Origin of the sequence: Paenibacillus sp. E194, assembly GCF_000935845.1 — a bacterium.
GTDB classification, from domain to species: Bacteria; Bacillota; Bacilli; order Paenibacillales; family Paenibacillaceae; genus Paenibacillus_B; species Paenibacillus_B alvei_B.
Genome location: NZ_JMDX01000001.1, coordinates 25,083 through 40,011, shown reverse-complemented (window position 1 = coordinate 40,011; position 14,929 = coordinate 25,083). Strand labels below are relative to the sequence as shown.

The 14,929-nt window shown below is 48.9% G+C and carries 12 protein-coding genes; 6 read left to right on the top strand and 6 right to left on the bottom strand.

The window, feature by feature from the left end; all coding sequences use genetic code 11:
• Nucleotides 1–4 precede the first annotated feature (4 nt).
• Nucleotides 5–1,981 carry a M1 family metallopeptidase gene (locus AZ66_RS00165; RefSeq protein WP_044353101.1) on the bottom strand — a complete coding sequence of 659 codons (1,977 nt, stop codon included), beginning with the start codon at nt 1,979–1,981 and terminating at the stop codon, nt 5–7.
• Between the two features lie 115 nt (nt 1,982–2,096).
• Here AZ66_RS00165 and AZ66_RS00160 point away from each other — a divergent pair, with 115 nt between their 5' ends.
• Entirely contained in the window at nt 2,097–2,597 is a 501-nt protein-coding gene (locus AZ66_RS00160; RefSeq protein WP_021259752.1) for a YwhD family protein, read from the top strand.
• A gap of 129 nt (nt 2,598–2,726) precedes the next feature.
• On the opposite strand, the gene AZ66_RS00155 is transcribed toward AZ66_RS00160, so the two are convergent.
• Nucleotides 2,727–3,935 (bottom strand): NAD(P)-dependent malic enzyme, encoded by a 1,209-nt coding sequence (locus AZ66_RS00155; protein WP_044353100.1) that lies wholly within the window; start codon nt 3,933–3,935, stop codon nt 2,727–2,729.
• A gap of 177 nt (nt 3,936–4,112) precedes the next feature.
• A complete protein-coding gene (locus tag AZ66_RS00150; protein WP_021259750.1) occupies nt 4,113–4,997 on the bottom strand; it encodes a LysR family transcriptional regulator in 885 nt (294 codons plus the stop codon).
• Nucleotides 4,998–5,252: 255 nt separating this feature from the next.
• Here AZ66_RS00150 and AZ66_RS31745 point away from each other — a divergent pair, with 255 nt between their 5' ends.
• Together AZ66_RS31745 and abc-f are read left to right on the top strand one after the other, a co-directional pair.
• A complete protein-coding gene (locus tag AZ66_RS31745) occupies nt 5,253–5,405 on the top strand; it encodes an RAxF-45 family protein (protein ID WP_197081626.1) in 153 nt (50 codons plus the stop codon).
• Between the two features lie 104 nt (nt 5,406–5,509).
• The gene (abc-f, locus tag AZ66_RS00145; RefSeq protein ID WP_044353099.1) at nt 5,510–7,492 is read left to right on the top strand and encodes a ribosomal protection-like ABC-F family protein; all 1,983 of its coding nucleotides are present in this window, start codon (nt 5,510–5,512) and stop codon (nt 7,490–7,492) included.
• Nucleotides 7,493–7,696: 204 nt separating this feature from the next.
• On the opposite strand, the gene AZ66_RS00140 is transcribed toward abc-f, so the two are convergent.
• On the bottom strand, nt 7,697–9,766 hold the full coding sequence (locus AZ66_RS00140) for a transglycosylase domain-containing protein (RefSeq protein WP_044353098.1): 2,070 nt from the start codon (nt 9,764–9,766) through the stop codon (nt 7,697–7,699).
• A 398-nt stretch (nt 9,767–10,164) separates the two neighbouring features.
• On the opposite strand from AZ66_RS00140, the gene speE reads away from it, so the two are divergent.
• The 3 genes from speE to AZ66_RS00125 all read left to right on the top strand — a co-directional run bounded on the left by speE (nt 10,165) and on the right by AZ66_RS00125 (nt 13,014).
• Nucleotides 10,165–10,992 carry a polyamine aminopropyltransferase gene (gene speE, locus AZ66_RS00135; RefSeq protein WP_044353097.1) on the top strand — a complete coding sequence of 276 codons (828 nt, stop codon included), beginning with the start codon at nt 10,165–10,167 and terminating at the stop codon, nt 10,990–10,992.
• Between the two features lie 31 nt (nt 10,993–11,023).
• Nucleotides 11,024–11,893: an agmatinase gene (gene speB / locus AZ66_RS00130; protein ID WP_044353096.1), complete on the top strand. Its 870-nt coding sequence runs from the start codon at nt 11,024–11,026 to the stop codon at nt 11,891–11,893.
• A 158-nt stretch (nt 11,894–12,051) separates the two neighbouring features.
• Entirely contained in the window at nt 12,052–13,014 is a 963-nt protein-coding gene (locus AZ66_RS00125; RefSeq protein WP_036619721.1) for an alpha/beta hydrolase, read from the top strand.
• A 100-nt stretch (nt 13,015–13,114) separates the two neighbouring features.
• Here AZ66_RS00125 and mraY read toward each other — a convergent pair whose 3' ends face one another.
• The gene (gene mraY / locus AZ66_RS00120; protein WP_044353095.1) at nt 13,115–14,077 is read right to left on the bottom strand and encodes a phospho-N-acetylmuramoyl-pentapeptide-transferase; all 963 of its coding nucleotides are present in this window, start codon (nt 14,075–14,077) and stop codon (nt 13,115–13,117) included.
• Nucleotides 14,078–14,402: 325 nt separating this feature from the next.
• Nucleotides 14,403–14,669, bottom strand: a complete 267-nt coding sequence (locus AZ66_RS00115) for a hypothetical protein (RefSeq protein WP_021259743.1) — start codon at nt 14,667–14,669, stop codon at nt 14,403–14,405.
• Nucleotides 14,670–14,929 lie beyond the last annotated feature (260 nt).

Below are 14,929 nucleotides of genomic sequence, written 5' to 3'. Positions count from 1 at the left end.
ACTATCACCACCCCAAAATGTTCGTAACAGCTTCGATTACCTTGATGACGGATAAGTTAACTCGTGTACGGACAGGTTCGTCGACATGAGCACGCATATAATTATTGATGTGCTTGTTCTCAACGACAATCGAATATAGAGGATCAACCATGACCCAACTGAGCGGCGCTTTATGGGTGACGGTATATTGGATGCGGTCTCCCTCTCCATTCCATCCCTTGCGAGTCGTCGTGCCATCCGAGAATCCGAATACGATCGGAATGGATGGATAATTGGCACCGAGCTTGCGGATATGGACAGTCGCTTCATATTGGGTAGACCCATTCGATTCAATCGTACGTGAATCAATGTTCTCCACGGCGAAGTCTGCCATCATGCCGTTGTACACATATTGTTGGAAGAAATCATTCCACTTGCGGTTAGTTACCTGCTCAACAACTCGCTGAAAGTCTGATGTAGTTGGGTACTTGAAACGGTACTTCTGCGTATAAGTTCTCATAATGCGGCTCATCATTTTCTCCCCGACCTGCTTCTCGATTGCAAGCAGCACCAGCTTGGCACGCATGTACACATTTTCTGCGTAATGATTTTGATTTTTGTAGCGCCATGCATTCAGCTTCAGTGGAGCCGGATCTGTGACGTAGCTGGCTTGTATTGCGTTATTTGGAAGTACTCCGAATTCTTGCTCCATCAGCTTGTCTTCTGCATAGGAAGTGAACCCTTCATCGAGCCATGCTTCCTCGAATTCGTTTGAGGCGAGAAGTCCATAAAAGTATTGATGTCCAATCTCATGAACGACGGTACGTTCCAGGTCGTAACCCGGACTCTCATCTTCTGCACCGAATGCTGTAATCAAGGTCGGGTATTCCATTCCTCCAGCTCCGTTGCCTAATTTAGGAGGCACGATAATGGACAAAGTAGAGTACGGGTATTTGCCGTACCATTCGCTGAACTTGGACAGCGCCGTCTTCGCAGCGTAGAAATAACGTTCCTTCAAATCTTTATGCTTCGGGTCTAAATATAGCTTGATACGAACCCCTGGTACTTGGCTAGAAGAGAACGGCTCTTCAAAATAGACAAAGTTTGGAGATGCGGCCCACGCGAAATCATGAACATCATCCGCATAGAATTGATAGAATTTCTTTCCGTTTGCTATCGTAGGGGTTTTCGTTGGAAAGCCTGTAGCGCCTACGATATAATTGTCGGGTACTTGAATGCGTACACTGTAAATGCCGTAATTGGAGTAAAATTCGGAATTACCGTGATATTGGTGCAAATCCCAGCCTTCTGATGCCCGGCCGCGTACCCCTGCCTTTTCATAGGCAGCAATCTTAGGGAACCATTGGCCAGCCATCACAAAATTATCGGCGTATCCCATACGTGCGAATATTTTCGGCAGTTTTACTTCAAAATCCATGCGAAGTGTAACTTTCTCCTGACTTCGTACTGGCTTGGTAAGACGGAGCTTCAGAAGCGTCTCATCCTTCGCGTTTCCGTCATCTGGCTGAATGTACTGCACCCGGTTCATCAGGGACATACCGTCAACCGTGGATAATGATTTTAGCGTCATGCTGCCATATCCATCCGCAGGGAACTTGTCTTCCCGCAATTTTCCGCCAGACTCCTTCATGAAGGTGGTGTCGGGCGAACGGAAAGCGTTCGGATACATGTGGAAGAACAGTTCATTGACAGTCGATCTCCCGGGATTGGTCCAAGTTACGGTTTGCTTGCCGATAAGGGTATGTGTAGACTCATCCAGTTTAACTTCAATATGGTATTCGGCAATACGCTCACTTAGTACCTCCGCATTGGGAGTCTCCACGGCTTGCTGCGTAATGGGTTCTTGAACCGCCTGCTTGTTCACCTCGGGTCCAAGGGACGGAACGGATCCAGATGGCCAGAACCGAACGAGGAGGAAGCTGCAGGCGGCTAGGAACAAGGCAGTGAATAGAAGCCGGCGATATACATTGCTTCGGGTCATACGTTTTTACCTCCCGTTGACAAGCATCTACAGCATGTATATGTTGGCTTTTTGCAGATTATTAGCTAAAATGAAAATGATTTTGAGTACGTGTAAGGAAGGAGCGCATGACGAAATGGAATCTTCAGATAAGAAAGTTAAGAAGCCGCTGGCATTGAACGTAATGAGCAGCGGTAAGCATAAAGGATTCGGTTCGGGTAGTATCGATCTGAACAACGTGTCGCCCGTCATTATCGATGAAGGAACGGCGTACATCGATTTAGGCGCGATGCACGCAAAGAGTAAGGTGGAGCGTGGAATTAAGTTCTCTACGAATAAAGAGGACGTTCCAAATGGCCGCCAATGCTGGATCGTATGGGTGGCAGTCGATCGTTCTGCGGAAGGCGCGTTCTACGGCGGCTTGGCTGCTTGTGAAATGCTGATCGACACGGAGGCGAAGCGCGGCTGGAAGATGCTCGCAGACCACGTCAATCGGATGGACTATGCAATGAAGCGCCGCGTGCTCGTCGAAGAGCTGAACACAGAAGACAAGGCCGCGCTGCGTGAACTGCTTATGACGCACAATGCTGAATGGTGGGAGCGTACGCCAGAAGAAGTGAAGGCACAGCTTGCCTAGCATAATCATTTACATCTAAAGAAGGCCGCTATTCCGATCTCGTGATCGGTGCAGCGGCCTTCTATTATAATAGAGATGAGTTTTGTCCCTACTCATACCTAGTAAGGACACTCATTACAACAAGGTGATTTAGGCGCGATATACAGGCATCTTGTTCACCTGTGCGACTCCTGTTTCAATCGCAACCTGAGCAATCGCAGATGCGACGCTAGGCACGACACGCTTATCTAGCGGGTTCGGAATAATATACGTCGGGCTGAGCTCTGCATCGGTAACGATAGCCGCAATACCGCGGGCTGCCGCGAGCTTCATATCATCCGTAATATCTGTAGCGCGAACATCGAGTGCGCCGCGGAAGATGCCAGGGAAGGCGAGCAGGTTGTTCACTTGGTTCGGGAAGTCCGAACGGCCCGTACATACTACTGCCGCTCCAGCAGCAAGCGCTTCGTCCGGAAAGATCTCCGGCGTTGGATTCGCCATTGCGAATACGATCGGCTTTACATTCATGGAGCGCACATGATCCTGCGTCAGCACCTTCGGTGCGGATACCCCGATGAATACATCTGCTCCGCGCACGACATCGGTTAGCGTACCGCGTATATGTCCGCGATTCGTTACCTTCGCTATGTCTGCCTGCGCGGTATTCATCCATTCCTCGCCTTCGCATACTACGCCTTTCAGATCCACAAGGGCAGCATGCTTGATGCCTGCCTTCAACAGCAGCTTTGCTATGGCAATGCCAGCAGAGCCGGCGCCATTGATGACAACGCGCACGTCCCCCATCTGCTTGTCTACCACTTTCAGTGCATTGATTAACGCAGAGAGCAGCACGATGGCAGTGCCATGCTGATCGTCATGGAAGACAGGGATATTCGTTTCTTCCTTTAAGCGCCGTTCAATTTCGAAGCAGCGTGGTGCCGATATATCCTCCAAGTTAATACCGGAGAAGGTAGGCTCCATATTTTTGACGATGTTCACGATCTCATCTACACTTTGCGTGGATAGACAGATTGGGAAGGCATCGACATTGCCGAACTGCTTGAAGAGCATGCACTTGCCCTCCATGACCGGCATAGCTGCATAGGGACCGATGTTGCCGAGGCCGAGAACGGCCGAACCGTCTGTCACAACGGCAATCATGTTGCCACGTGACGTATACTCGTTGGCAGCATTCGCATCATTTGCAATCAGGCGGCATGATTCAGCCACCCCTGGTGTATATACAAGGCTCAGATCCTCTGGGGACGTCACCTCAATTTTGCTTGTCACTTCAATCTTGCCGTGCAGCTTCTTATGAAGTTGTAACGACTCTTCTTTGATGTCCAGTGCGACTGGCATACTACAATCAGCTCCCTGTTAGTCATTCCGAGGAGACTTAATACTGAATAAAAGTCCCATGCTAACATTGTGCTACGTTAGTAAGGAAAAGGGAAATACGATCCCCATATAAGCTAATAAATTTTATTTATAGTAACGAAATGCAAGTTATGTCTTCTGCTATTTGTCCGTTCTGCGTCATGCCCCTTGAAGCGGGAGCTGGCGCATGCACTCGATCATGCTGAGGCAGTCTTGCGACAGATGATGTCCTTCTTTCCAGCATAAATAAATATAGAAGGGCAGCGGATCCTCAAGTGGTATGGCTACAAGACCGGGCATGTTCTTGACCGCCATAGAGACGATTAGGGAAATGCCAGCCCCGCTGGCCACCATCGACTTCACGGTCTGAATTTCATCCGATTCAAATACAATATTCGGTTTGAATCCGTATGTTCCACAAGCGAGCATCAGTTGTTCATGATGTACATAAGCTTCCGTCAGCACGATAAAATGTTCATGCTTGAGTTCAGCAATGGATATGGACTCTCGAGTCGCGAGTGGGTGGGTGTCTGGCACACACACATTTAGGTGATCCTCATAGAGCAGCACGGAATGGAGATCAGAGATTGATTCTTGATCTGCCTGTCCGATAATGCCTAAATCCAGCTTACCCTCTTGCAGCAGCTCTGTAGTAATGCGAGAGCCGTACTCGGTTACTTTAAATTGCACATGCGGATACCGCTTCCTTATGTAAGCGAACATGGAAGGGAACAAATAGGCTCCGATAATTGGCGGCAAGCCAAAATGAATGTTGGAGCTGTTATAATTACGAACCTCTACTATAGCTTCATCAATTTCAGACAAAATGTTATCAACTCGGGCTAGAAATAACGCCCCCTGCGGCGTGACATGCACAGCCTTCTCTTTCTTATTGCGTTCGAGCAATTGTACACCTAGAAATTCCTCCAGCCGATTTACGGCGGCTGTTACGCAAGGCTGGGACACATACAGCTGTTCAGCTGCTTTTGTAAAGCTATGCTGTTCAGTAACGGCCTTGAAATATTCAAGTTCCCGCAAATTCATGATGCTTGGTTCCCTCCGATATGATAATCCAATGCGAGTCCTATTCTACAAGAAACGATGACGTTCTACGATGGATAAAGCTTACAAGTGAATGGACTTAGGTATAACCATTGTACATCAAGATGATCCTAAGGGAAGCAAGCAGAGCTGGATAGGGCAGCCAGCCGTCCCTTTACTAACTTTCTAAAATGTGGTAATATATACAAATAACATGTTCTTCGGACTGAAGAATAGGAACAGGAGGTGAGGTAGGAGATGAATTTCAATACGCCGAACATTCGTATTAGCCAACTGCCAGTGGCAATGTTTGGAATTATTCATGATGTAGCTCTCAACGGGATACGTGTGTCCATTTTTTCGAATACGAATACGACAATATGGCGTGAAGACTCTCCTGCCTTAACCTGAGCGGATTTAGGTTTATTTAGGGCTGTAGGGATTTTTCCCTGCAGCCCTTTTTTGTTCCAGATCGAGAGGCAGCGTCTTGCTCACGCCCCGAGGGGGATATCGACATGATCATTAGCCTATGGCATGTGAAAAAATATTACGGAGCAAACTTGGTGCTCTCAGATGTGTCATTTGAAGTGAAAGACGGAGAAAAAGTCGGGCTGATTGGCCGCAATGGAACGGGGAAAACAACAATTTTGCAGATGTTAAGCGGGGCATCCACACCGGATCAAGGGGATCTGTTTATCCGCAAAGGCGCGACGATTGGATTGCTCGATCAAGTACCCTCTGCCCATGAATCTGCTTCTGTATATGATGTACTGGCTGAGAGTTATGCGGAAGTGCGCCGCCTAGAGCAAGAAATGAAGCAGGTGGAAGTGACCATGTCAGACCCTGCTGTCTCTGCAGATGAGAAGAAACTGAACCAAATCCTGCAGCAGTATGGACAAATGATGGAACAATTTGAGCGGGCAGGCGGCTATGAAATGGAGGCCTCGATTCGACGGATCAGTGCTGGCCTCGGAATCGCGGAAGAGCAATGTAGCCGCCCCTTCTCCTCGTTATCTGGAGGAGAGAAGACGAAGGTCGGCTTGGCAGCGCTGCTGCTGAAGCAGCCTGATATTCTGCTGCTTGATGAACCAACGAATCATTTGGATATGGCGGCCATCGAATGGCTGGAATCCTTCCTGCTGGCCTATTCGGGAGCGGTTATGATTGTTTCGCATGATCGTTATTTCCTTGATCGAGTTGCAGGCAAAATGATTGAGATCGAAGATGGGGAAGCGTTCATTTATCATACGAACTATTCCGGCTATCAGAAAGAGAAGGAAGAGCGGCTGCTGCAGCAATTCGCCAGTTATCAAGAGCAGCAGAAGAAGATTAAGAAGATGCAGGATACAATTAAGCAGCTGATCGAATGGGGGAATCGTGCGAATCCGCCGAATCCAGGATTTCATCGCCGGGCAGCATCGATGCAGAAGGCGCTCGATCGTATGGAGAAGCTCAAGCGTCCGATATTGGAGCGGAAGACGATGGATTTGAAGCTGAAGCAGGAGGATCGTTCTGGCAAGCAAGTGCTCGTGCTGGACGGAGTTACGAAGGCATATGGGGAGCGCAAGCTGCTTAGCGGGGTGAGCGGGCTTCTGCTGTACGGGGAGCGTACAGCATTGCTTGGCAGCAATGGTGCTGGGAAGAGCACCTTGATGAAGATGCTGCTTGGCCAGGTTGATCCAGATGGCGGAGATCTCCGAGTCGGTTCGCGTGTGGAGGTTGGCTATTTGGCGCAGGAGGAAGCTCCGCCTTCCGAAAATAAGACGGTTCTCCGATATTTCTGTGAGGAAGTGGCCATGGAAGAAGGAGAGGCTAGGGGAGAACTGGCCAGATTCCTGTTCTATGGAGGGGATGTGTTCAAGCGAATTGCGCAGCTGTCAGGAGGAGAATGGAGCAGACTTCGATTGGCTCTGCTCATGTACCGGAAGCCGAATTTGCTCCTGCTCGATGAGCCAACCAACCATTTGGATATCGACTCCAGAGAAGCATTGGAGGAAGCGTTAGAGAATTTTCCAGGTACACTTCTCGTTATCTCGCATGATCGTTATTTCATCAATCGGGTTGTAAGCAAGCTGTGGGTGCTGGAGCAGGCAAGATTGTCTGTGCATATTGGGAACTATGATGAATGCCGAGAGAAGCTGCAGACCTGGATGGATCACTCACGACAGCTGGGGGTGGTGTCTACTGGTGCACATACGGATGTGAACACGGTAGAGAGGAAGTCGCAGCAGCAAGATTCGAAGGCAAGCGATCCTGCTAAGAGACATGCAGATGACGTGATTCCGAAGCAAGTGACGCGGAAGGGACAGACTGCACCCCAATGGGAGCGGGACATTGCGTTAGTAGAGGAGCAGTTGCGTCAACTGGACGAGGAGATGGCTGCCTTGTCCATGCAGACCGATCAGGAGGTAGATTGGACGCTGTTGATGACCAAGCAGCAAGAACTGCGGCAGCAACTGGATGAGTTGTACGCTGGGTGGTTATCTATGGAAGAATAGTGGATTTGCCTAGAAATCAACAAACAATGGAATCCGACGTTCCGCAGGGCCAATAACAATGGAATCAGCCCCACTAGGAAAGACGCTTCCCAAACCACTGGATTCGTGGGAAAGGAAGCGTCTTTTTTTCATACATGTTCCTATCGATTTAGGTCATCAAATTGCTGGGATTCTGGGACAGCCTCGTTTCATAGATATCGTTCCTTAATCCCCCCACCAGCGCTTCAAGTGCTGCCACCACGAACGTTTCTCAAGCTCTTTCGTTGGTCGCTTCTCTTCGTCTTTTCTCTGCTCTACCGGGGATTGAACGTGAAGATCGCACCAAGCGGTGGGTTCGGTTCCACTTACGAATGTCTCCAGGCGTTTATTCGGGCAGTTATCTCCTGCGAGCTTCCCAGTATCCGGATCAATATAGACGCTAACTACATTGTCCGGAACGGTAAATATTTTGGGTGGGATGTTGGACAATGCCTGTTCGGTATATTCAGCGAATATAGGCGCTGCCTTATGAGATTCCGTAACCGATATCATTCTGTCCTTGTCGTAGCCGACCCAGACGGCAGTTGAGAGTTCCGGCGTATATCCGACGATCCAAGCGTCCGTATCTGTCGTTCCTGTCTTGCCGGCGACAGGGCGTTTCATACTGGTCGCTACGCGGCTGCCTGTTCCACCGGTTTCGAATACGCTCTCCATCAGGCTGGTGAGCACATACGCATCTGCTGAATTAACCACCTGCTCCTGTTGAATCGGTGGAGCCTCGTATAGGACACTGCCGCCGCTGTCGGTGACCTTCAAGACGGAGCGGGGGATCACGCGCTTGCCTTGATTACTGAACACACCGTAAGCGGATGCCATCTCCAGTGGACTTATTGGGAATGTACCTAGCGCAAGAGAGGGGAGTGGCTTCATGTCACTGTCGATGCCAAGCCGCCGCGCAAGGGAGATCACCTGCTCAGGACCAATCTGCATAATGGTGCTTACCGCATAGATATTGTCTGACACAGCAATGGCGCGGCGCAGATCGATCTCTCCATAATATTTGCCGCCATAATTACTCGGCTTATATTGCTGTCTGCCATTGTCATACGTGAATGAAGTCGGCTGACTGACGAAGCGAGTCGCCGCTGTGATGGCTCGCTTCTCAAGTGCAGCCAGATAGACCAGCGGCTTGAAGGATGATCCAGGCTGGCGCGTATTGGCGAATACACGATTATATTGATTTAGCCGATAATTCTTGCCGCCAACCATCGCCTTCAAATAGCCGTTGCGTGGATCAATCGAGATAAGCGCAGCCTGCAAATCCCCTTCCGCAGGAATATACTTGGCGACAGCCTGCTCTGCTGCCGCCTGTGCCCGTTTATCCAGTGTTGTATATACACGCAGACCCCCAGCTTCGATTGCTTGATCGGAAATGCCGAGTGAATCGAGCTCTTGTCGGACATAATCGCGGAAATAGGGGGCGACAAGCAACTCGCTTCTCTCCTCCCTCGGTCGAATGGCCAGCGTTTCATTGTAGGCCTGCTGTGCCTGCTCTTGGGTGATGTATCCGGTCTCCACCATGCCCTGAAGCACAACCTTTTGTCTGTCCTTCGCATTTTTCATATTGAAATAGGGAGAATAATAGCTGGGGCCGCGTGGAATGCCCGCAAGAATTGCACTCTCTGCCAGCGTTAGGTCACGAGCCTTCTTGCCAAAATAGAGCTGAGCGGCAGCCTCGATACCGTATGCGCCATGGCCGTAATATACCTGATTCAAATACTGTTCCAAAATATCGTCCTTACTGTATTTCATCTCCAGTTGAAGCGCATATTGTGCTTCCTTCACCTTGCGAGTCCATGTCCGATCGTGGTTGAGATACAGGTTGCGGGCAAGCTGCTGTGTCAAGGTGCTGGCGCCTTGTTTTTTGGACATTGATTCGATATTGACGAGCATTGCGCGAGCGATTCCTTTGAAGTCGATGCCGACATGACGGTAGAATTGCCGATCCTCTGTGGCAATGGTTGCATGAATGACGTCTGGAGCGATATCGGTCAGCGTAAGCAGATGCTGCTGCTTCTGTCCGCTTGTTAATGATGTAAGTTCCGCCCCCTGGCTGTCATAAATGAAGGAGGGCTTCTGCATATCAGACACAGGCAGATCCGTCATATATAGATACCCGAGCAGGATGCCGCAAGCACCTAGAAGGAGCGCGACTGAACCACCAATGATTTTCAGCCATAGCCGCCATCCGCGCTTCCGCTTTTTCTCAGTCTTTTTGCCGCTTAACCGCTGCATGGCAGCGCCTCCTGTTCGACCGTCAATTAGGCCATTTAGTGGTTACCATTCAGTATGGAAAAAGAGGAGGAAGGTTATTCCTTTTCGCTAGAATAAATTCACAATTTACAAACTGCAAAAGGGTTGAAAACTATGAAAAACAGAATATTCTAGAGCATTTGTCGAAATTTCAAAAATCCAGTGCTAAAGCGGCTTTCAGAGATTTAATAGCTCTGAAAATTGTGCGAATATCGAACTTGACTTCGGAAAATGATTGCATTTTGGGGGGGAACCGATATAATACTTTGTGTTTGGTGCAAAATGGAGATGAAGTGTTACGAATGTTACACATAGGAACCATTACGAGCATTTCGGGAACTAAGCCAACGATACCATGATTATGAAAGAAGGTTGATGTTATGGAATTGTGGTTTACAGAGAAGCAAACGCCTACCTTTGGCATTACGGCAAAAATCCGCGAGACATTCGTGGAGGAGCAAACGCCGTTTCAGCATTTAGCGATGCTGGATACCGAAGAATTTGGACGGATGCTCGTATTGGATGGCATGGTTATGACAACGATCAAAGACGAGTTCGTATACCATGAGATGGTGGCACACCCGGCCCTTGCAACTCATCCGAATCCGAAAAAAGTACTTGTCGTCGGCGGCGGCGACGGCGGAGTTATCCGCGAAATCATGAAGCACCCTGGAGTAGAGAAGGCAGTCCTCGTTGAAATCGACGGCAAAGTCATTGAATACTCCAAGCAGTATTTGCCTGAAATTGCAGGCGAGCTGGACAACCCGCGTGTAGAAGTTATCGTGAATGATGGATACATGCATATTTTGAACAGCAAGAATGAATACGACGTCATTATGGTCGACTCCACAGAACCGGTAGGCCCTGCGGCACCGTTGTTCGAGCGCGGCTTCTACCAAGGCATCTATGATGCTTTGAAGGAAGATGGCCTGTTCGTAGCGCAGACGGATAACCCTTGGTTCAAGGCTGACTTGATCCAGCAGGTGAACCGTGACGTGAAGGAAATCTTCCCGATCGTACGCGTGTACGGTGCGAATATTCCGACCTATCCAAGCGGTCTCTGGACGTTCACAATGGGCAGCAAGCAGCACGATCCGCTGCAAGTGGACGAAGCGCAGATTCCGGAAATGGAGACGAAGTACTACTCATCTCGTCTGCACAAAGCAGCCTTCTGTCTGCCTAAATTTGTAGAGGATCTGTGCAAATAAGATAGCGTAGGAAGAAGGAGGAGCGTAGACAATGAAAATAGATCAAAAATATTCGGGTAATGTGTTCATTTGCAGCTCTGATGATTACGAAGGAGCAAAGGCCGTCATTTATGGCATGCCAATGGATTACACGGTATCCTTCCGCCCAGGATCGCGCTTCGGCCCAGGCCGTATCCGCGAAGCATCGGTAGGCTTGGAAGAGTACAGCCCGTATCTCGATAGAAGCATTGAGGAATTGAATTACTTCGATGCAGGAGACTTGCTGCTGCCATTCGGCAATGCGGCGAAGAGCCTGGACATCATCGGGGAATTCGTAGGTAAGCTGCTGGGCGATGGGAAGTTCCCAATCGGCCTTGGCGGGGAGCACCTAGTGACATGGCCTGTCCTGCAAGAGGTGTACAAGAAATACCCTAATCTCGCGATAATTCATATTGATGCGCACGCTGACTTGCGGGAGCAGTATGAGGGTGAGCCTTTGTCTCACTCCACACCAATCCGCAAGGCTGCAGAGATGATCGGCGGCAAGAATGTGTACCAGTTCGGTATTCGCTCTGGGTCGCGTGAAGAGTGGGCATACGCTCGCGAGAACATCAATTTCTTCCCGTTCGAAGTAGCGGAGCCTCTGAAGAAGGTTCTGCCTGAGCTAGCTGGTCGTCCGGTCTATGTCACGATCGATATTGATGTGCTTGATCCAAGCTGCGCACCGGGAACAGGAACGGCAGAAGCGGGTGGCATTACGTCGAAGGAATTGCTTGAAGCGGTTCATTCGATTGCTCGTTCGGAAGCCAATGTTATCGGATGTGACTTGGTGGAAGTTGCGCCAATCTACGATCCAACCGAGCAAACGCCGATAACGGCGAGCAAAATCATTCGTGAGATGCTGCTCGGGTTCGTAAAGTAATGTAGGTCTGGAAAAAGAAGCATTGTCCATGCGCACAGAATCTGCATGCAGCAGAGGAAGTGCGCTTGTTTTTGTAAAAAGGGGTTAAAGGGTGGGGCTTAGACATGCGTTACGAATCCCTTTACAATAAATCGAAAGGGAGGATGAGAATGAGTAAGATGAAGATTTTACTTATTTCTGTCGCAACCATATTCATTATTATCATCGTTGCATTAGGATTCATAGGGAATCATTTTTACAATATAGCGCTTAATCCGGAGACGGAGCGTCCGTTCCTTGACAACAATCCGGATCTTGATCGGGCGGTTCCGACGATGCAAGTAGATGGACAGGAGACGCAAGAAAATGAGGTGGCAAAAGAATGGATCGAAACGAAGTATCACGACGAGGTCACGTTAGCTTCTTTCGATGGTCTGAAGCTGCAGGGCTATGAGTATCGGCAAGAGCACCCCACGAATAGGTGGGCCATTGTCGTTCATGGCTATACGAGCTCCGGTAAGCAGATGTCGTATGCGGTCAAGAGATTTTATGATAAAGGCTATCATGTACTGCTCGTCGACTTACGAGGTCACGGAAAGAGCGAAGGATCCTATATTGGGATGGGCTGGCATGATCGACTAGACATGATGGGGTGGATTCGCCAAATCGTCGAAGCTAACCCCGAGTCTCAAATTGCCCTGTATGGGGTCTCCATGGGTGGAGCGACGGTTATGATGACCTCGGGAGAAGAACTTCCTGCGAATGTCAAGGTGATTGTCGAGGACTGTGGGTACACGTCGGCTTACGATGAATTCAGCTACCAATTGAAGCGGCTGTTTCATTTGCCTGCCTTCCCAATCATGACGGCTTCCAATGTGGTCGCTAATATAAGAGCCGGCTATGACTTGCAGGAAGCCTCTGCTTTGAAGCAAGTAGCTAAGAGCAAGACTCCTATTCTATTCATTCACGGGGATTCCGACATGTTCGTCCCTTATGAAATGGTTCATGAGCTATACGCTGCGGCAAAGGTAGAGAAGGATCTGCTGGTGATCAAGGATGCAGGACATGGAGGCGCTCATCTTGCTGGAGCGGTGTATTGGAATAAAGTATGGGAGTTCACAGATAAGTTTATGAAATCCTAATGAACGAATAAAAGACTTGCATAATGAATGAGAAGTTTCGCAAAATGAACAGAAGCCCTGCCGCCTCAAAAGGCTGCAGGGCTTTCGTGCGCATTGACTGTTAAGATAAGAGGAACTTCCAAGCTAACCAGCATATCCCCACTCCGACCCACGAGATGAAGCCGAAGATAACGACAATCTTGTTCTCACTCCAGCCGTATTTAAGCGAGTAATGATAGTGGATGGGCGCCATTCGGAACATTCTCAACTTCGTTCTGCGGTAGTACCATACTTGTAGAATAACAGACAGTTGTTCCGCGAAGTAGATGAAGAAGAGAACCGGAATCAGGATCTCGACCTTCTCGAGTACCGCAAGGAATGACAGGGAGCCGCCGATGGCGAGCGATCCGGTATCCCCCATGAATGCACGCGCAGGATAAATATTATAAATGAACAACCCAAGCAGACAGGCAATCATGATGAGTGAGAACATCTTCACTTCCATATGATCGGATATGAGGAAGAAGAAGAAATACGTCGGGATCGACACATTGATTAGCAGCCCATCCAGACCATCTGTAAAGTTAATCGCATTTGCCGAACCTACCACGAACAGCACCATAATTGGCACATACAGAAGTAGAGGGAGATCAAGCGTTAGCCCGCCCCCAAGTAAAATGGTCGTACTGACATCAAAGTGTTGAATGAGTACGAACAGCAGTATCCCGGTAAAGGAGAATTGGAAAATAAGCTTCATTTTCCCCGAAATACCGGAAGGATCCTGAAATACGGACTTCTTCAAGTCATCCATTAAACCAACGGAGCCGAATAGCAGAAACGTCGCTGCCAGAAACATCGTCATTGGCGATGGGTGATAGGAGATAGAGGTAATTACACCGATAATCAGGATAAGGCCGGCCATCAACGGTGTGCCGCGCTTAGCTTGATGATCAGGCGGAAGCTCGGCTCGAATCGGCTGCGTCAACTTCAGTGTCCGCAATCCCCAGATGAGCAATGGGGTCAATGCGGCAACGAGCAGGAAGGATACACTCGAAATGCCTAATAAGGAAGGGTTCACAGACATTCACCTATTTGTATGTATTTTGTATAACTGAGTACAGTTTATTATAATTCACGACAATGGACAAATATTCCTTTTGCATCGACAAGCACAGCATCCGCCGCATCGCCAACTTGTGGCGACTGGCGTACGCCTTCTTGACTTGGTGGGCACGTCGGGTCACTCCTCTAATAAATGGATTGTGCGTTGTGGTTCATTCATATAAACAACTGGATTTCTCTATCAACAAGATTAGCATGAAAGAAGATGGGAGAAAAATAAAGATAAAGCATAGATCATAACGTGAAAAAGGAACTGTCTAGGACAGCCCCCGTTCTATTCCGTATCGTTAGACTGCAGAGGCCCCTGTACGTCTGCGGTGGTTGCGATGTGCGGTTCGTTTTGTGTTTCGAATCATCATATAAATGCAGAGCCCGAACAGCGGAGCGATGACCACAATGGTCGTCATGCCGACTGTAAAGAAGACAGAGTGTTCAATGCGGATGCTGTCGATAACAACCCATACGGACGAAGCTAGGTGGAGTACGAGCGTTATCAGGAGCAGCCAGTCGCTATGGTTCGTTAACCAAGTTAGAAGTACCGTCCATTCCACCATATATCGCCCCCATATTCCTCGAAATAATGACATAAGCTGAGCAATTATGCAGCAGCGGGCAATCGAGGAATCATTTACTACTATTATTATAATTGAGGGAAGATTCGAATTTCCACGTCTTTCTTGAGGTATAACCTTACAAATTCGTAAGTTATCGTATTATGCCATAGATTGTCGGTTTATTGTCCCTGCTATGCTTAGCTGCATCCCTAGGGCGCAAATAGGAAAAGGAGGTTGCAAAAGGCGGGCGTATACCGGAT